At 54.2% G+C, this 18,498-nt stretch carries 18 protein-coding genes; 12 read left to right on the top strand and 6 right to left on the bottom strand.

Annotated features, from left to right (window positions below; genetic code table 11):
- The 3 genes from hemX to hemC are packed head-to-tail and all read right to left on the bottom strand — an operon-like array spanning nt 1 to nt 2,876.
- A complete protein-coding gene (hemX, locus tag HV345_RS23340; RefSeq protein ID WP_181636112.1) occupies nt 1-1,176 on the bottom strand; it encodes a uroporphyrinogen-III C-methyltransferase in 1,176 nt (391 codons plus the stop codon).
- A gap of 21 nt (nt 1,177-1,197) precedes the next feature.
- Nucleotides 1,198-1,938 (bottom strand): uroporphyrinogen-III synthase, encoded by a 741-nt coding sequence (gene hemD / locus HV345_RS23335; protein WP_181636111.1) that lies wholly within the window; start codon nt 1,936-1,938, stop codon nt 1,198-1,200.
- Nucleotides 1,935-2,876: a hydroxymethylbilane synthase gene (gene hemC / locus HV345_RS23330; protein WP_016157846.1), complete on the bottom strand. Its 942-nt coding sequence runs from the start codon at nt 2,874-2,876 to the stop codon at nt 1,935-1,937. The genes hemD and hemC overlap by 4 nt, the downstream gene beginning before the upstream one ends.
- Nucleotides 2,877-3,271: 395 nt before the next feature.
- Between hemC and cyaA the strand changes: the two genes are divergently transcribed.
- A complete protein-coding gene (gene cyaA, locus HV345_RS23325; RefSeq protein ID WP_019078435.1) occupies nt 3,272-5,818 on the top strand; it encodes a class I adenylate cyclase in 2,547 nt (848 codons plus the stop codon).
- Nucleotides 5,819-5,858: 40 nt separating this feature from the next.
- Here cyaA and cyaY read toward each other — a convergent pair whose 3' ends face one another.
- On the bottom strand, nt 5,859-6,179 hold the full coding sequence (cyaY, locus tag HV345_RS23320) for an iron donor protein CyaY (protein ID WP_003828967.1): 321 nt from the start codon (nt 6,177-6,179) through the stop codon (nt 5,859-5,861).
- A 138-nt stretch (nt 6,180-6,317) separates the two neighbouring features.
- Between cyaY and HV345_RS23315 the strand changes: the two genes are divergently transcribed.
- The 8 genes from HV345_RS23315 to corA all read left to right on the top strand — a co-directional run bounded on the left by HV345_RS23315 (nt 6,318) and on the right by corA (nt 13,391).
- The gene (locus HV345_RS23315; protein ID WP_003017937.1) at nt 6,318-6,521 is read left to right on the top strand and encodes a lipoprotein; all 204 of its coding nucleotides are present in this window, start codon (nt 6,318-6,320) and stop codon (nt 6,519-6,521) included.
- A gap of 48 nt (nt 6,522-6,569) precedes the next feature.
- Nucleotides 6,570-7,394, top strand: a complete 825-nt coding sequence (dapF, locus tag HV345_RS23310; RefSeq protein WP_181636712.1) for a diaminopimelate epimerase — start codon at nt 6,570-6,572, stop codon at nt 7,392-7,394.
- A complete protein-coding gene (locus tag HV345_RS23305) occupies nt 7,391-8,098 on the top strand; it encodes a DUF484 domain-containing protein (protein WP_032932189.1) in 708 nt (235 codons plus the stop codon). Before dapF ends, HV345_RS23305 begins: the two co-directional genes overlap by 4 nt.
- Complete coding sequence (gene xerC / locus HV345_RS23300) at nt 8,095-8,997, top strand: tyrosine recombinase XerC (protein WP_046274891.1); 903 nt, start codon at nt 8,095-8,097, stop codon at nt 8,995-8,997. The genes HV345_RS23305 and xerC overlap by 4 nt, the downstream gene beginning before the upstream one ends.
- Nucleotides 8,997-9,713, top strand: a complete 717-nt coding sequence (gene yigB, locus HV345_RS23295; protein ID WP_016155129.1) for a 5-amino-6-(5-phospho-D-ribitylamino)uracil phosphatase YigB — start codon at nt 8,997-8,999, stop codon at nt 9,711-9,713. Before xerC ends, yigB begins: the two co-directional genes overlap by 1 nt.
- Before the next feature lie 88 nt (nt 9,714-9,801).
- Nucleotides 9,802-11,964: a DNA helicase II gene (gene uvrD / locus HV345_RS23290; RefSeq protein ID WP_181636110.1), complete on the top strand. Its 2,163-nt coding sequence runs from the start codon at nt 9,802-9,804 to the stop codon at nt 11,962-11,964.
- Between the two features lie 265 nt (nt 11,965-12,229).
- The gene (gene ysgD / locus HV345_RS26270) at nt 12,230-12,286 is read left to right on the top strand and encodes a YsgD/CorL family protein (protein ID WP_212723238.1); all 57 of its coding nucleotides are present in this window, start codon (nt 12,230-12,232) and stop codon (nt 12,284-12,286) included.
- Between the two features lie 154 nt (nt 12,287-12,440).
- Nucleotides 12,441-13,391, top strand: a complete 951-nt coding sequence (gene corA / locus HV345_RS23285; RefSeq protein WP_003017920.1) for a magnesium/cobalt transporter CorA — start codon at nt 12,441-12,443, stop codon at nt 13,389-13,391.
- A 41-nt stretch (nt 13,392-13,432) separates the two neighbouring features.
- Here the strand turns inward: corA and rarD are convergent, their stop codons facing one another.
- Nucleotides 13,433-14,326, bottom strand: coding sequence for an EamA family transporter RarD (gene rarD, locus HV345_RS23280; RefSeq protein WP_016155131.1), 894 nt, complete (start codon nt 14,324-14,326; stop codon nt 13,433-13,435).
- 51 nt (nt 14,327-14,377) lie between these two features.
- Nucleotides 14,378-14,845 carry an acyl-CoA thioesterase YigI gene (yigI, locus tag HV345_RS23275; protein WP_003017917.1) on the bottom strand — a complete coding sequence of 156 codons (468 nt, stop codon included), beginning with the start codon at nt 14,843-14,845 and terminating at the stop codon, nt 14,378-14,380.
- 165 nt (nt 14,846-15,010) lie between these two features.
- On the opposite strand from yigI, the gene pldA reads away from it, so the two are divergent.
- The 3 genes from pldA to rhtC all read left to right on the top strand — a co-directional run bounded on the left by pldA (nt 15,011) and on the right by rhtC (nt 18,483).
- The gene (pldA, locus tag HV345_RS23270; RefSeq protein WP_016157849.1) at nt 15,011-15,880 is read left to right on the top strand and encodes a phospholipase A; all 870 of its coding nucleotides are present in this window, start codon (nt 15,011-15,013) and stop codon (nt 15,878-15,880) included.
- An 88-nt stretch (nt 15,881-15,968) separates the two neighbouring features.
- Nucleotides 15,969-17,798: an ATP-dependent DNA helicase RecQ gene (gene recQ, locus HV345_RS23265; RefSeq protein ID WP_019078429.1), complete on the top strand. Its 1,830-nt coding sequence runs from the start codon at nt 15,969-15,971 to the stop codon at nt 17,796-17,798.
- Nucleotides 17,799-17,862: 64 nt separating this feature from the next.
- Nucleotides 17,863-18,483 (top strand): threonine export protein RhtC, encoded by a 621-nt coding sequence (rhtC, locus tag HV345_RS23260; protein WP_019078428.1) that lies wholly within the window; start codon nt 17,863-17,865, stop codon nt 18,481-18,483.
- Nucleotides 18,484-18,498: the final 15 nt, after the last annotated feature.

Below are 18,498 nucleotides of genomic sequence, written 5' to 3'. Positions count from 1 at the left end.
TTATTCTCCTTGCGGCGCAGTTGCCGGAGTTTCAGCTGAAGGCGCAGGAGTTGCTGTAACCGGCGCTGTGGCAGGCTGTGCCAGTAAATTACGTACGCGGGTCTGCATGAGCTTGTCGAGAAGCGCCTGGCTCTGCAGCGTTTCCGGTACGTCCATGCTGATGCTTTGTTGGCTCAGTTGGTCTACCTCTTCAAGGAAAGCTTTGGTGGCTGCATCGTCGGTGTCGTAGTAGGCGCGCACCCAGGTGGAGACGTTTTCCAGCGCCTGGCGATATGTTTCCTCCTGATGACGCGGCACGGCCTGGGCGGCTACTAACAGGCGAGAACGGATATTTTCACGTAAGTAAACGTCCTGGTTCGGTGCCAGCAGCGGGACGGCGGTTTCATCACGACGGCGAACGGTGATAAAGCTGTCCATAAAGTTCTGCCAGCTTTTTTGCAGATTGACGCGCCATTCGCTGATCGAGCTGGAAAGCTCGCTGCTGTCGGAATCCATCGGCGAATCGTCGGTGTCGTTGTCGGCCAGACGCAGGTTATCAATCTGGTTAGAGAGCTGATTCACTTTCAGGATAATGCCGTCATAGTCGACCTGAGTCACCGCAGAGAGGCTCGCGATATCGTCGGTAATCGCGCGACGGGCGGTAATCAGGCTTGGGTCATTCATATCCGCCAGACTGGCGTCAGCGCTTTTCAGCAGCGCCGCAGCGGTAGTAACGTCCTGATCGCTCCATAATTTGCGACCGGCCAGTTTCACCAAGAAATCAGCCTGCGCCAGCAGCCACGTCCCGGCATCGCTGCCGGAGATAGTGGCGACTTTTTGCTGGACTTCGTCAAGCTGTTTGACCAGCGCGGCTTGCTGGCGAGCGGCTTCATCCAGCTGCGTTGCCTGCTGTTTAATAATGTCTTCCAGCTCAGCTTTTTGGCTTTCTTGCGCTTTTTGCAACGCTGTAAGCTGGTTCGCCAGCGCATCGCTGGTTGCTGTCTGCGTTGTTGCCTGCTGTTTCCCCCAACCGTACAGCCCAACGCCTGCAGCCAGCGCAATAGCAATCGCCACTGCGCTCAGAATCAGCGCCGTGCTGTTCTTACTCTTTTTTTCAGTATTGACTGGCTGTGACGTGGTTTCCACGGCCTCCCTGGTCTCTTCAACCACGGCGGAGGATTTTTCTTGTTCCGTCATTATGGCATCCCATTATGAGAGTTATTGTAATGCGCGTAGTAGCGCATCGTTGTCGGCGTTATCAGCGACCTTAATATCTTGCCAGCCCAGTTCCCGGGCGAAGTGCGCCAGACGCTCACTGACGACCAGCAGCCGACAGCGTAGTAACCAGTGCTCACGATACCACTGCGGAATGAGCGACCAGAGCTGTTGTAGCATCTCTCCGCTGGTGACAACCACCGTGGTCACACCACGAGATTGCCAGCGCATCGCTTCTTCTGCACCATCGTAATATTTTGCACTGCGTTGATAACATTCACAAAAATTGACATCAGCTCCGCGTGCTGTCAGGGTTTCACCTATCAGCTCACGGCCACCATTGCCGCGTAATATAAGCGCGCGTTTTCCCGCAATATTTTGTAATTCAGGTAATTGTAGCAAGACTTCGCTAATTTCCCGATCCAGAGGGTAGTGAATATTGAAACCGCTAACGGTATGCAGCGCCAGCGCCGTTGTGCGACCAATGGCAAAATAACGCGGAAGGGAGGGCCAGCTTTTCCCTTGTTGCTGAAGTTCGGCATCTGCAAAGGTGACGGCGTGCTGCGAGAGGGCGAAGACCAGATCGTTTTCCGTCAGCGCCGACAGTCGGGAAGCCAGCGTTGCCAGTTCCCGACCGGGCGAAAACTCGATGAGCGGAAAGCTCCAGGCCACCTGCCCCAGTGTGCGCAGACGGCTCACTAACTCTTCCCCTGCGGGAGACGGGCGGGTGACCAGAATACTCATGCGGGGGCTTCTCCGTTGTAAACTTCAGCCAGAATGGTGCGCGCACCGTTCTCCAGCAGCTCTTCAGCCAGAGAGATGCCCATCTGTTCAGCTTCCTGCGCGGCGCCGCGACGTTCTCCGCATACCATCTGCGAACCGTCAGGCGCGCCGACCAGCGCCCGCAGCCAAATCTCACCGTTAATGAGTTCTGCATAACTGCCGATAGGGACCTGACATCCCCCTTCCAGGCGGGTATTCATGGCGCGTTCGGCTTTGACGCGCAGCGCCGTCTCTTCATGGTTGAGCGGTGCTAACAGCGCCTGAGTGCGCATATCATCCAGTCGACATTCTATGCCAACTGCGCCTTGCCCGACAGCGGGTAGGGAGACTTCCGGCGGCAGAGCGGTGCGGACTCGCGACTCAAGACCTAAACGTTTTAATCCGGCGACCGCCAGAATAATGGCGTCATAATCGCCGTTATCCAGTTTGCTCAGACGCGTACCTACGTTACCGCGCAGTGAACGGATGACGAGATCCGGGCGACGCTTTGCCAACTGGCACTGGCGACGCAAACTGGATGTCCCGACGATGCTGCCTGCCGGTAGTTCATCCAGCGTGTTGTACTTATTTGAGACGAAAGCATCACGCGGATCTTCTCGCTCGCAAATGGTGACCAGTCCAAGACCGTCAGGGAATTCAACCGGCACATCCTTCATGGAATGCACGGCGATATCGGCGCGTTTTTCCAGCAGCGCGACTTCCAGCTCTTTAACAAACAACCCTTTCCCCCCGACTTTCGCCAGCGGGGTATCAAGGATCACATCGCCACGGGTTACCATCGGAACCAGTTCCACGATCAGACCGGGGTGGTTTGCCATTAAGGCGTCTTTGACATAATGTGCCTGCCAGAGCGCAAGGGGGCTTTGGCGTGTGGCAATTCTCAAAACATTGTCTAACATGCTTGTTACCGTCATTATCAATCATTGACCATCCTAACATCCTTATCAAAGGGATGTCAGCGTTACGCTCAAACGTGAGTGAGAGGAAAAGGCGCTGCATCATCACTGGCAGTGAATAATGACGAGAAACCTCCCGACCGTATGAAGGAATTTACACGTAACGAACGGTGCTACACTTGTATGTAGCGCATCTTTCTTTACGGTCAATGAGCAAGGTGTTAAATTGATCACGTTTTAGACCATTTTTTCGGCTGTACAGCATAAAAAAATATGGGCGAAAAAACAGGTAACGGTTATTTTTGACATACGGTTTATCCGAATTGATGACGATTATTGTGAGCGCTTGTGCCGCAGCAATCGACAACATGACGGATAGCAACATCAGGCGATACGTCTTGTACCTCTATATTGAGACTCTGAAACAGAGACTGGATGCCATAAATCAACTGCGTGTGGATCGCGCGCTTGCTGCCATGGGACCTGCCTTCCAGCAGGTATACAGTCTGCTGCCGACATTATTGCACTACCACCATCCGCTGATGCCGGGTTACCTTGATGGTAACGTTCCCAAAGGCATATGCCTTTACACGCCTGATGAAACCCAACGCCACTACCTGAACGAACTTGAACTGTACCGCGGTATGTCACCGCAGGATCCTCCCAAGGGCGAACTGCCTATCACCGGCGTTTACTCAATGGGCAGCACCTCTTCGGTAGGGCAAAGCTGTTCCTCTGACCTTGATATTTGGGTCTGCCATCAATCCTGGCTGGATAGCGAAGAGCGCCAGTTGCTGCAGCGTAAATGTAGCCTGCTGGAAAGCTGGGCCGCCTCGCTGGGCGTGGAAGTCAGCTTCTTCCTGATTGATGAAAACCGTTTCCGCCACAATGAAAGCGGCAGTTTGGGTGGTGAAGACTGTGGCTCGACGCAGCATATCCTGCTGCTTGATGAATTCTATCGCACCGCTGTGCGTCTCGCGGGTAAACGTATTCTGTGGAATATGGTGCCGGGCGACGAAGAAGAGCATTACGACGATTACGTCATGACGCTTTACGCACAGGGTGTGTTAACGCCAAACGAATGGCTGGATCTCGGCGGACTCAGTTCGCTCTCCGCCGAAGAGTACTTTGGCGCCAGCCTCTGGCAGCTGTACAAGAGTATCGACTCCCCGTACAAAGCGGTATTGAAAACGCTGCTGCTGGAAGCTTATTCCTGGGAATACCCCAATCCACGCCTGTTGGCGAAAGATATTAAACAGCGCCTGCACGATGGCGAGATCGTCTCTTTTGGTCTCGACCCTTACTGCATGATGCTGGAGCGCGTTACCGAGTACCTCACGGCGATCGAAGACCCGACTCGTCTGGATTTAGTGCGTCGATGTTTCTACTTAAAAGTGTGTGAGAAACTGAGCCGCGAGCGCGCCTGCGTGGGCTGGCGTCGTGAAGTATTAAGTCAGTTAGTGAAAGAGTGGGGCTGGGATGACGCCCGTCTGACCATGCTGGATAACCGCGCTAACTGGAAGATTGACCAGGTACGCGAAGCGCATAACGAACTGCTCGATGCGATGATGCAGAGCTATCGTAACCTGATCCGTTTTGCCCGCCGAAATAACCTCAGCGTGAGCGCCAGCCCGCAGGATATCGGCGTGCTGACCCGTAAGCTGTATGCCGCGTTTGAAGCATTACCAGGTAAAGTAACGCTGGTGAACCCGCAGATATCTCCGGATCTCTCGGAACCGAATCTGACCTTTATCCATGTGCCGCCGGGCCGTGCCAACCGTTCGGGTTGGTATCTCTATAACCGCGCGCCTAACATGGACTCGATCATCAGCCATCAGCCGCTGGAATATAACCGCTACCTCAATAAACTGGTGGCGTGGGCCTGGTTCAACGGCCTGCTGACCTCGCGTACGCATTTATTTATTAAGGGCAACGGCATTGTTGATTTGCCGAAGCTGCAAGAAATGGTCGCCGACGTGTCGCATCACTTCCCGCTGCGACTGCCAGCGCCAACGCCGAAAGCGCTCTATAGCCCGTGCGAGATTCGCCACCTGGCGATTATTGTTAACCTTGAATATGACCCGACGGCAGCATTTCGCAATCAGGTGGTTCATTTTGATTTCCGTAAGCTGGACGTCTTCAGCTTTGGTGAAGAACAAAATTGCCTGGTGGGTAGCGTCGACCTGCTGTACCGCAACTCGTGGAATGAAGTGCGTACGCTGCACTTCAACGGTGAGCAGGCGATGATTGAAGCGTTAAAAACGATTCTCGGCAAAATGCACCAGGATGCCGCGCCGCCGGATAGCGTCGAGGTCTTCTGCTATAGCCAGCATCTGCGCGGTTTAATTCGCACCCGTGTACAGCAACTGGTGTCTGAGTGCATCGAGTTGCGCCTCTCCAGCACCCGTCAGGAAACCGGACGCTTCAAAGCGCTGCGCGTTTCCGGTCAGACGTGGGGTCTGTTCTTCGAGCGCCTGAACGTCTCGGTACAGAAGCTGGAAAACGCGATTGAATTTTATGGCGCGATTTCACATAACAAACTGCACGGGCTTTCCGTTCAGGTTGAGACCAATCATGTGAAACTCCCGTCAGTGGTTGACGGTTTTGCCAGCGAAGGGATCATTCAGTTCTTTTTCGAAGAAACGGGTGATGAGCAGGGCTTTAATATCTACATTCTGGATGAGAGTAATCGGGCTGAGGTGTATCACCACTGCGAAGGCAGCAAAGAGGAGCTGGTACGCGATGTCAGCCGTTTCTACTCGTCGTCGCACGATCGCTTTACCTACGGCTCCAGCTTCATCAACTTTAACCTGCCGCAGTTCTATCAGATTGTGAAAACCGATGGGCGCGCGCAGGTGATCCCGTTCCGTACCCAGCCGATTAGCGCCGTGCCGCCCGTCAGTCAGGAAAACGACACTCCGCTGTTGCAGCAGTATTTCTCGTGAGCATGATGCCGGATAAGCGAAGCGTATCCGGCAATAAAACTTAACGGAAGCTCACCTCTTCACCCGCCTGCTGTGTCGCCGCCTGTTCTAGCAGATCCCAGAACGTTTCGCCGCTACGATCGCAGATCCACTCGTCGCCTTTCAGGTCAAAGTGGTAGCCGCCCTGTTTGGTCGCCAGCCACACCTGATGCAGCGGCTCCTGACGGTTAATAATAATTTTGCTGCCGTTTTCGAAGCTGATGGTCAGCACGCCGCCGTTGATCTCACAATCGATATCGCTGTCGCCGTCCCAGTCATCCAGACGCTCTTCAATGGTCATCCACAGGGTGTCAGCAAGGCGATGAAATTCACTGTCGTTCATTTTCTTATCCTGTTTTTCGTGATGACGGCAGTATAACCTGAAACAAAACGCGTTGCAGATTACAGGCTAACTCTTGCTTTTACGCCTTCTCCTGCGATGATAGAAAACAGAAAGCATGAACTTTACAGGCAATCGATAATGAAAAACGTGTTAAAGCCACTCGCTGTCATTTTTACTCTGTTCAGCCTGACGGGCTGTGGGCTAAAAGGCCCGCTCTATTTCCCGCCAGCAGATAAAACCGCGCCGCCTCCGACCAAGAGCGTTCAGCCGCAATCACAATCCACCACGCCAGAGAAAAACGATCGTGGGATTAGTGACGGGCCTTCTCAGGTGAATTACTGACGGCAGGAATAGATGTATATTTCTGTACCCGCGTGAACGGAGTGAATGATGCAATTCTCTAAAATGCATGGCCTTGGCAACGATTTTATGGTCGTCGACGCGGTAACGCAGAATGTCTTTTTCTCACCAGAGCTGATCCGCCGCTTGTCCGACAGGCATCTCGGCGTTGGATTTGATCAACTGCTGGTGGTTGAACCTCCGTATGATCCGGAGCTGGATTTCCACTACCGTATTTTTAATGCCGACGGTAGTGAAGTGTCACAGTGTGGCAATGGCGCCCGCTGTTTTGCCCGCTTTGTTCGCCTGAAAGGGCTGACCAATAAGCGTGATATTCGCGTCAGTACCGCTAATGGTCGTATGGTATTAACCGTAACCGACGACGAGCTGGTACGGGTGAATATGGGTGAACCCAATTTTGAACCCGCGCAGGTTCCGTTTCGCGCCAACAAAGCAGAGAAGACCTATATTATGCGCGTGGCTGAACAGACAGTATTGTGCGGCGTGGTTTCAATGGGGAACCCGCACTGCGTAATTCAGGTTGATGATGTTGATACGGCCACGGTAGAAACGTTGGGGCCGGTTCTGGAAAGCCACGAACGCTTTCCTGAACGCGCCAATATCGGATTTATGCAAGTGGTAAAGCGCGAGCATATCCGGCTGCGCGTCTATGAGCGCGGCGCGGGTGAAACGCAGGCCTGCGGCAGCGGTGCGTGCGCCGCTGTTGCGGTTGGTATCCAGCAGGGCCTGCTGGCAGAAGAAGTGAGGGTGGAATTACCGGGCGGTCGACTTGATATCGCCTGGAGAGGTCCGGGTCATCCGCTGTATATGACTGGCCCGGCGGCACATGTCTACGACGGATTTATTCACTTATGAAGCAACCAGGGGAAGAACTACAGGAAACGCTGATGGAGCTGGACGACCGGGCGGTCGTCGATTACCTGCAACGTAATCCTGAGTTTTTTATCCGTAATGCCCAGGCAGTTGAAGCGATGCGTGTTCCGCACCCGGTGCGGGGTACGGTCTCTTTAGTGGAATGGCATATGGCGCGGGCACGTAATCATATCAACGTGCTGGAAGAGAATATGGCGTTGTTGATGGAACAAGCCAACGCCAATGAAAGCCTGTTCTATCGACTGTTAAATCTGCAAGCACGGCTGGTATCGGCCAGCAGTCTTGACGACATGCTGATGCGATTTCATCGCTGGGCGCGTGAGTTAGGGCTGGCTGGGGCGACGGTTCGTCTGTTCCCGGATCGCTGGCGACTTGGTGCGCCATCAAAATTCACTCATCTGGCATTAAGCCGTCAGGCTTTTGAACCGCTGCGTATTCAGCGTCTGGGCCAGTCACTGCACTATCTTGGACCGCTCAATGGCCCGGAACTTCTGGTCATGATGCCCGAGGCGAAAGCGGTAGGCTCGGTGGCGATGTCGATGTTGGGGCAAGATGGATCCCTGGGCGTGATGCTGTTCAGCAGTCGCGACGTTAATCATTACCAGCAGGGGCAAGGTACGCAATTACTGCAGGAAATCTCGCTGATGTTGCCGGAGCTGCTGGAGCGCTGGATTGAACGCGTATGACCGATTCACCCCTTTCTCAGGATGTGGCGCGCTTTTTACGCTATCTGGGCGTTGAGCGCCAGCTTAGCCCGATCACATTGCTGAATTATCAGCGTCAGCTTGATGCCATCATTGCGTTAGCCGGAGAGACCGGTCTGCAAAGCTGGCAACAATGTGACGCTTCGATGGTACGCAGTTTTGCCGTGCGCAGCCGTCGTAAAGGGCTGGGGCCAGCGAGCCTGGCGCTGCGTCTCTCCGCATTGCGCAGTTTCTTTGACTGGCTGGTTAATCAGGGCGAGCTGAAAGCCAATCCCGCAAAAAGTGTTTCCGCGCCGAAAGCACCGCGTCATCTACCTAAAAATATCGATGTCGACGACGTTAATCGTCTGCTGGATATCGACCTCAACGATCCCCTCGCCGTGCGCGACCGGGCAATGTTAGAAGTGATGTACGGCGCAGGGCTGCGTTTGTCTGAACTGGTTGGGCTGGATATTAAACATCTCGATCTCGACACCGGCGAAGTATGGGTGATGGGGAAGGGCAGTAAAGAACGTCGCCTGCCAATTGGCCGCAATGCAGTGGCGTGGATTGAGCACTGGCTGGACCTGCGGGGGCTATTTGGCAGCGATGACGATGCGTTATTCCTGTCAAAACTGGGCAAACGCATTTCTGCGCGTAATGTGCAAAAACGCTTTGCGGAATGGGGGATCAAACAGGGGCTGAACAGCCACGTACATCCCCACAAATTGCGCCACTCTTTTGCGACGCATATGCTGGAGTCGAGCGGCGATCTGCGCGGGGTACAGGAGTTATTGGGGCATGCTAATCTCTCCACTACCCAAATCTATACCCATCTTGATTTTCAACACCTGGCTTCAGTGTACGATGCGGCGCATCCACGCGCCAAACGGGGGAAATAATGCGTTTTTACCGGCCTTTGGGGCGCATTTCTGCGCTCACCTTTGACCTTGATGACACCCTTTACGATAACCGTCCCGTTATCACACGCACCGAGCAGGAAGCGCTCGCGTTTGTACAGAATTACCATCCGGCGTTGAATTCGTTGCAAAATAGCGACCTACAGCGCTTACGTCAGGCCGTTCGCGACGCTGAGCCGGAAATCTACCACGACGTTACCCAATGGCGTCACCGCGCCGTAGAGCGCGCTATGCTGGAGGCGGGATTGTCAGAAGCAGAAGCCAGAATGGGGGCAAATGCGGCGATGATGAATTTCGCCAAATGGCGTAGCCGCATTGACGTCCCGCAGGCGACGCATGACACGCTGAAGGCGCTGGCCCGCAAATGGCCGCTGGTGGCGATCACCAACGGTAACGCACAGCCAGAACTGTTCGGCCTGGGCGATTACTTTGAGTTTGTGCTGCGCGCCGGTCCCGACGGGCGATCAAAACCGTTCAGCGACATGTATGCGCTGGCGGCGGATAAACTGAAAATGCCTGTGGCTGAGATTCTGCATGTGGGCGATGACCTGACGACAGACGTGGCGGGGGCCATCCGTTGCGGTATGCAGGCCTGCTGGATCAAACCGGAAAATGCCGACCTGATGCAAACCGCAGACAGCCGTTTGCTGCCGCATATCGAAATTTCACAGTTGGCATCTCTGACCTCGCTGATATAATCACCAGCAGAACTCTGTATATATACCCAGCTTTTTGGCGGATGACGCTACGCTTATCCGCCTTACCTACTTTTACGCGGCGGTGCCAATGGACGTTTCTTACCTGCTCGACAGCCTTAATGATAAACAGCGTGAAGCGGTGGCCGCGCCACGCAGCAACATGCTGGTTTTGGCCGGCGCGGGGAGTGGTAAAACTCGCGTGCTGGTGCACCGTATCGCCTGGTTACTGACGGTAGAGAACAATTCGCCATACTCCATTATGGCGGTGACCTTTACCAACAAAGCGGCGGCGGAAATGCGCCACCGTATTGGCCAGATCATGGGAACCAGCCAGGGCGGTATGTGGGTGGGTACATTCCACGGTCTGGCGCACCGCCTGCTGCGCGCGCACCATATGGATGCGAACCTGCCGCAGGATTTCCAGATCCTCGACAGCGAAGACCAATTGCGTTTGCTCAAGCGTTTGATCAAGGCGATGAATCTTGATGAGAAGCAGTGGCCGCCGCGTCAGGCGATGTGGTTTATCAATAGCCAGAAAGACGAAGGGCTGCGCCCGCACCATCTGCAGAGCTATGGCAACCCGGTAGAGCAAACCTGGCAGAAAGTGTATCAGGCCTATCAGGAAGCGTGTGACCGTGCGGGGCTGGTGGATTTTGCCGAGCTGTTGCTGCGCGCCCATGAACTGTGGCTCAACAAGCCGCATATCCTGCAGCACTACCGCGAACGCTTTACCAATATCCTGGTGGACGAATTCCAGGATACCAACAACATTCAGTACGCCTGGATCCGCCTGCTGGCGGGCGATACAGGCAAAGTGATGATCGTTGGCGATGATGACCAGTCGATCTACGGCTGGCGCGGGGCGCAAGTGGAAAACATCCAGCGCTTCCTCACGGATTTCCCGGGCGCAGAAACCATTCGCCTGGAGCAGAACTACCGCTCGACCAACAACATCCTCAGCGCGGCCAACGCCCTGATTGAAAACAACAACGGGCGTTTGGGTAAAAAGCTGTGGACCGATGGCGTCGACGGCGAACCAATTTCACTGTACTGCGCGTTCAACGAACTCGATGAAGCGCGTTTTGTGGTCAATCGTATCAAAACCTGGCAGGACAACGGCGGTGCGCTGGAACAGTGCGCCATTCTGTATCGCAGCAACGCCCAGTCGCGCGTGTTGGAAGAGGCGTTGTTACAAACCAGCATGCCGTACCGTATCTATGGTGGGATGCGCTTCTTCGAACGCCAGGAAATCAAAGATGCGCTCTCCTACCTGCGCCTGATCGCTAACCGCAATGACGACGCTGCATTCGAACGTGTGGTGAATACGCCAACCCGCGGGATTGGCGATCGTACATTAGATGTCGTGCGTCAGACCTCCCGTGACCGCCAGCTTACGTTGTGGCAGGCCTGTCGTGAGCTGTTGCAGGAAAAAGCCCTCGCGGGTCGTGCCGCCAGCGCCTTACAGCGTTTTATGGAGCTGATCGATGCGCTGGCGCAGGAGACCGCCGATATGCCGCTGCACGTGCAGACTGACCGGGTGATTAAAGACTCCGGCCTGCGCATGATGTACGAGCAGGAAAAAGGCGAGAAGGGTCAGACGCGTATCGAAAACTTAGACGAACTGGTGACGGCAACGCGCCAGTTCAGCTACAACGAAGAAGACGAAGACTTAATGCCGCTACAGGCGTTCCTGTCTCACGCCGCGCTGGAAGCAGGCGAAGGGCAGGCGGATACCTGGCAGGATGCGGTACAACTGATGACGCTGCACTCGGCGAAAGGTCTGGAGTTCCCCCAGGTATTTATCGTGGGTATGGAAGAAGGCATGTTCCCCAGCCAGATGTCGCTGGACGAAGGCGGGCGCCTCGAAGAAGAGCGCCGCCTGGCTTACGTAGGCGTGACTCGCGCGATGCAAAAGCTGACGCTGACCTACGCCGAAACGCGTCGTCTGTACGGCAAAGAGGTTTACCACCGCCCGTCGCGCTTTATCGGCGAACTGCCGGAAGCGTGCGTTGAAGAGGTTCGCCTGCGCGCCACGGTTAGCCGCCCGGTGAGCCATCAGCGGATGGGCACGCCAATGGCGGAAAATGATACCGGCTACAAGCTCGGCCAGCGCGTGCGCCACGCTAAGTTTGGTGAGGGCACCATCGTCAATCTGGAAGGAAGCGGTGAGCACAGTCGTTTGCAGGTCGCGTTCCAGGGGCAAGGGATCAAATGGCTGGTGGCAGCCTACGCCAGACTGGAAACGGTTTGATCGGTTTGGCTTTGCCGGATGGCGACGCTGGCGCGTCTTATCCGGCCTACAGACCGGGTAACATTTTGATTTCCAGGCCGGACGAGGCGAAGCCGCCATCCCGCTATCTGTCGGTTAATATTCTGAAATCATAGATAAATAATTCCCCTCTGCTAACCTTTTTGTATAAGGGGAAATTATTACTTTTTCGCCATCTGTTGCGTGTTGACGTCAAAATTTTGCTGGCGTAACATGCGCGCACGATTACGCTAAGAGGACATTCGCCTTGGACACACCCAGTAGATACTGGCTCATTATCCTGTCATCCAGGATCAACTCCTAAGGCTATCCCTTTTTGCTGATAGCCTTCGCGGTTGTCAGCGACCTTCTGTTTTTTCCCGTCGCGCTGAGTCAGGCTGTTTAATGGTCTGAAACCCAATTTGTTTCTGTGTGCCCTCCGAACTGTCCGATAATTTTTTGCATTGGGAGTCCCGGTCATGCTGAGCGCATTTCAACTGGAAAACAATCGTTTAACTCGCCTTGAGGCAGACGAAATCGAGCACCTGGCCAGTTCGGTTTGGGTCGATTTAGTCGAGCCGGATGACGAAGAACGAAACCGTGTGCAAAAGGACTTGGGCCAGAATCTGGCTACGCGCCCTGAACTGGAAGACATCGAAGCATCTGCGCGTTTTTTTGAAGACGAAGACGGTCTGCACATTCACTCCTTCTTCTTCTATGAAGATGCCGACGATCACGCGGGTAACTCAACCGTCGCATTTACCATTCGCGAAGGTCGCCTGTTTACTCTGCGCGAGCGCGAGCTGCCGGCATTTCGCCTGTACCGCATGCGTGCGCGTAATCAGGCGATGGTGGATGGCAACGCTTACGAGCTGCTGCTCGACCTGTTCGAAACTAAAATTGAACAGTTGGCGGATGAGATCGAAAATATCTACAGCGACCTGGAAAAACTCAGCCGTGTGATCATGGAAGGGCGTCAGGGCGATGAATATGACGAAGCGCTTTCGACGCTGGCGGAACTGGAAGATATTGGCTGGAAGGTCCGCCTGTGTCTGATGGATACCCAGCGCGCACTGAACTTCCTGGTGCGTAAAGCGCGTTTGCCGGGGAGTCAGCTGGAACAGGCGCGCGAGATTCTGCGCGATATCGAATCCCTGCTGCCGCACAACGAATCACTGTTCCAGAAAGTTAACTTCCTGATGCAGGCGGCGATGGGCTTTATCAATATCGAGCAGAACCGCATCATCAAGATCTTCTCGGTGGTCTCTGTGGTGTTCCTGCCGCCGACGCTGGTGGCTTCCAGCTACGGGATGAACTTTGAGTTCATGCCGGAACTGCACTGGAGCTTCGGTTACCCAGGGGCGATTGTCTTTATGATGCTCGCGGGTCTGGCACCGTATCTGTACTTTAAGCGCAAGAACTGGCTGTAATGGCTGTGCCGGATGGCGGTTACGCCTTATCCGGCACTTCTTCAGCTCCGACGTACCCGTCGTTGCGTATAAATCGCATCCATCACGAAAACTGCCAGCGCCACCCAGATAAACGCAAACGTGACCATTTTATCCGCTCCCGGAACTTCACCGTAGAAAGTGACGGCCAGCAGGAACATTAGCGTGGGTCCGATATACTGGAAGAAACCCAGCGTGGACAGACGCAGGCGGGTCGCCGCGCCGGTAAAGCACAGCAGCGGAATGGTGGTCACGACACCTGCAGCAATCAGCAGCAGATTGAGCGACATGGGGTTTTGACCCATATGGCTGGTTGGGCTGTCCGCGATGCCAAACAGATAGATAGCCGCAACGGGTAAAAGCCACAGGGTTTCGATCAGCATGCCGGTTTGTGCTTCGACGGCAATCTTCTTGCGTACCAGACCATAGAAAGCAAAGCTGAACGCCAGGCCCAACGCGATGATTGGCAGCGATCCGAAGGTCCACAGCTGTACCAGTACGCCGCAGGCGGCTAACAGTACCGCCAGCCACTGCATGCGACGAAAGCGCTCGCCGAGGAAAAGCATTCCCAGCACAATATTCACCAGCGGGTTAATAAAATAGCCCAGGCTGGCTTCCAGCATATGATGATTATTGACCGCCCAAATGAACAGCAGCCAGTTTCCACCGATGAGCACTGCAGAGAGCGCCAGCAGGAAGATCTTCTTTGGCGTTTGTAGCAGCGTTTTGATGCCCGACCACTGGCGGCTGATGCTCATCAGTACCACCATAAAGAAAAATGACCAGATGACGCGGTGCGTCAGGATCTCATCCGCCGGGACATAGTAAATCAGCTTGAAGTAGGCAGGAGCGATACCCCAAATAAAATAAGCAGCAAGAGCGAGTAACACGCCCTGCCGCGTTTGTTTAGCATCCATCGGGAAAACTCATTTCAGAAATGTAACAGCAGTTTACCTTTTTTTGGGCACTTACCCCACCATATAAGTGGCGGTTGCGCTGGCAATATAAAGCTGTTCTTCGTTATGCAGTTCCACGCGCGCAACGGCGACTTTATTCCCCGCCCGCAGCAGGCTACTGGTGGCGGTAAAGCGATTTCCTCTCCCCGGGCGCAGGTAATCAACGCGCAAATCGATTGTCCCCATACGTGACATTCGCTGACGCAGTTCGTCCTCGCTGATCGTCTCATGGCGGGTCAGCGTACTGCCAACGCACACCAGCCCGGCGGCAACGTCCAGCGCCGACGCGATCACGCCGCCATGCAGAATGCTTTGCGCCCAGTTGCCGACCATCATCGGTTGATTATTAAAGGCTAATTGAGCAAATTCTTTCTCATAGCGTTCAAGCTCCAGACCCAGCGCCCGGTTAAACGGCATATGATAGACAAACATTTCACCCACTAACTTCAGCGCTTCCTCAGCAGTAAGTACGGCAGACATACGATCCCTACATCTCAATGGTTAATGAAATGTTGATATTATGCTTATTATTTGTTGTTTTCTACTTTAGGACGGGATAACTAACGAGGAACTCGCTAAGTATGTAGAATACTTGCCAGATAATTATACAATTCATCAATATTTTGGTTCAGGAGAACATTACCGATGCGGGCGATTCTGGGATGGTTACTACCAGCAGTCATGCTGCCGTTGACCGCGTATGCGCAGGAAGCGACAGTGAAAGAGATTCATGATGCACCGGCGGTTCGCGGCAGTATCATCGCCAACATGCTGCAGGAGCATGACAACCCTTTCACGCTTTATCCTTATGAGACCAACTATCTCATCTACACCAATACCAGCGACATGAACAAAGAGGCGATCAGCAGCTATAGCTGGTCCGAAAATGCGCGCAAAGATGAGGTTAAGTTTCAGCTAAGCCTGGCGTTTCCGCTCTGGCGCGGAATATTAGGCCCGAACTCGGTACTCGGCGGTTCCTATACCCAGAAGTCCTGGTGGCAGCTTTCGAACAGTGAAGAGTCTGCGCCGTTTCGCGAAACCAACTATGAACCGCAATTGTTCCTCGGTTTCGCCACCGACTATCGCTTTGCCGGTTGGACGCTCCGCGATGTTGAAATGGGCTATAACCATGACTCCAATGGTCGATCCGACCCCACCTCACGTAGCTGGAACCGCCTTTACACCCGGCTGATGGCTGAAAACGGTAACTGGCTGGTGGAAGTTAAGCCGTGGTACGTTATCGGCAGCACTGACGATAACCCTGATATCACCAAATATATGGGCTACTATCAGTTGAAAATGGGTTATCACCTGGGTGACGCGGTGATCAGTGTGAAAGGCCAGTACAACTGGAATACCGGCTACGGCGGCGCAGAGCTGGGGGCCAGTTATCCCATTACCAAGCATGTGCGTCTTTATACCCAGGTCTACAGCGGCTACGGCGAATCACTGATTGACTACAACTTCAATCAGACCCGTGTTGGCGTGGGTGTAATGCTTAACGATATCTTCTGACAGGTATTGAGAGTATTTTAATCATTGCAGTTTCTCTCTCAGGCGCTGAAAATAGCGCCTGTTTTTATTTCAGGCTAATGGGGTTAATGTGGCGCAGGCGGAAGTGTTGAATCTGGAAATGGGCGCTAAACAGGTTTTGCAGGAAACCTTTGGCTACCAACAGTTTCGCCCTGGTCAGGAAGAAATCATTGATACCGTGATCGCTGGTCGCGACTGCCTGGTCGTTATGCCGACCGGTGGCGGAAAATCCCTGTGCTATCAAATTCCCGCATTATTGCTTAACGGCCTCACCGTTGTTGTTTCTCCGCTGATTTCTCTGATGAAAGATCAGGTCGATCAACTGCTTGCCAACGGCGTGGCGGCCGCGTGTCTGAACTCCACCCAAAGTCGTGAGCAGCAGCTTGAGGTGATGGCAGGCTGTCGTAGCGGGCAGATTCGCTTACTGTACATTGCGCCCGAACGCCTGATGCTGGATAACTTCCTTGAAAATCTGGCGCACTGGAACCCGGTGCTGCTGGCGGTTGATGAAGCGCACTGTATTTCGCAGTGGGGGCATGATTTCCGCCCGGAATACGCCGCGCTGGGGCAGTTGCGTCAGCGTTTCCCAACTCTGCCGTTTGTCGCGCTGACCGCGACCGCGGACGAGACAACCCGGCTGGATATTGTGCGTCTGCTGGGGCTCAACGACCCGTTAATTCAGATCAGCAGCTTTGATCGCCCGAATATTCGCTACATGTTGATGGAGAAGTTTAAGCCGCTCGATCAACTGATGCGCTACGTGCAAGAGCAGCGCGGTAAGTCCGGTATTATTTACTGTAACAGTCGCGCTAAAGTAGAAGACACTGCCGCGCGTCTGCAAAGCCGAGGCATTAGCGCCGGGGCTTATCATGCCGGGCTGGAAAACGCTGTACGTGCAGAAGTGCAGGAGAAATTCCAGCGTGATGACCTGCAAATCGTCGTGGCGACCGTGGCGTTTGGCATGGGAATCAACAAACCCAACGTACGCTTCGTGGTGCATTTCGATATTCCGCGCAACATCGAGTCCTATTACCAGGAAACCGGCCGCGCCGGGCGTGACGGCCTGCCTGCGGAAGCAATGCTGTTTTACGATCCGGCTGATATGGCATGGCTGCGCCGTTGCCTCGAAGAGAAACCCGCCGGGCAACTGCTGGATATCGAACGGCATAAGCTCAATGCGATGGGGGCGTTTGCCGAGGCGCAAACCTGTCGTCGTCTGGTGCTGTTGAACTATTTTGGCGAGGGGCGTCAGGAGCCGTGTGGTAACTGCGACATCTGTCTCGACCCGCCAAAACAGTACGACGGACTCATGGATGCGCGCAAAGCGCTGTCGACTATCTACCGTGTTAATCAACGCTTTGGTATGGGTTATGTCGTGGAGGTTCTGCGCGGAGCGAATAACCAGCGAATTCGCGAGCTGGCCCATGACAAGCTGCCTGTCTATGGCATTGGTCGTGAGCAAAGCCATGAACATTGGGTAAGCGTTATCCGCCAGCTTATTCATCTTGGGCTGGTGACGCAGAATATTGCTCATCACTCCGCGTTACAGCTAACCGAAGCCGCGCGTCCGGTACTGCGTGGTGATGTTGCGCTACAGCTTGCGGTACCGCGTATTGTGGCGCTGAAACCGCGAGCGATGCAGAAATCCTTCGGTGGCAACTACGATCGCAAACTGTTCGCCAAATTGCGGAAGCTGCGTAAAGCCATTGCTGATGAAGAAAATATCCCGCCGTATGTAGTGTTCAACGATGCCACGCTGATTGAAATGGCTGAGCAGATGCCGGTTTCACCGAGCGAAATGCTGAGCGTTAATGGCGTGGGGATGCGTAAACTTGAGCGTTTTGGCAAAGAGTTTATGGCGCTTATTCGCGCGCACGTTGATGGTGACGACGAAGAGTAGTCAGCCAGGCAAAAAAGTGCCAGGATGGTGACTCACTGAACTATTTCCCCCGCGAGTCATTTTTATGTTAACGCTATTTTTCACCGTTGCGTTGGTGCATATCGTTGCGCTGATGAGCCCTGGTCCCGACTTTTTCTTTGTTTCTCAAACAGCGGTTAGCCGTTCGCGCAAAGAAGCTATGATGGGCGTGCTGGGTATTACTTGTGGCGTCATGGTCTGGGCTGGCATAGCGCTGCTCGGCCTACATCTGATTATCGAAAAAATGGCCTGGCTGCACACCATTATTATGGTGGGCGGGGGGCTGTATCTGTGCTGGATGGGTTATCAGATGCTACGCGGCGCGTTTAAAAAACAGGATGTTGCGACTCCCACTCCGCAAGTTGAGCTGGCGCAGAGCGGACGCAGCTTTTTGAAGGGGCTGCTGACCAACCTGGCGAACCCTAAAGCCATTATCTATTTTGGCTCCGTGTTCTCATTGTTCGTTGGCGATAACGTGGGAACGGGCGCACGCTGGGGGATCTTTGCCCTGATCATCGTGGAAACGTTGGCGTGGTTTACCGTAGTCGCCAGCCTGTTTGCACTGCCGAAAATGCGTCGTGGCTATCAGCGTCTGGCGAAGTGGATTGATGGTTTTGCCGGTGCGCTGTTTGCGGGCTTCGGTATCCACCTGATTATTTCGCGTTAAGTTTCTTCCGGGCCG

The organism is Citrobacter sp. RHBSTW-00986 (assembly GCF_013783065.1).
GTDB lineage: Bacteria > Pseudomonadota > Gammaproteobacteria > Enterobacterales > Enterobacteriaceae > Citrobacter > Citrobacter braakii.
The sequence above is the reverse complement of the archived record's forward strand: the minus strand, read 5'-3'. Positions and strand labels throughout refer to the sequence as shown.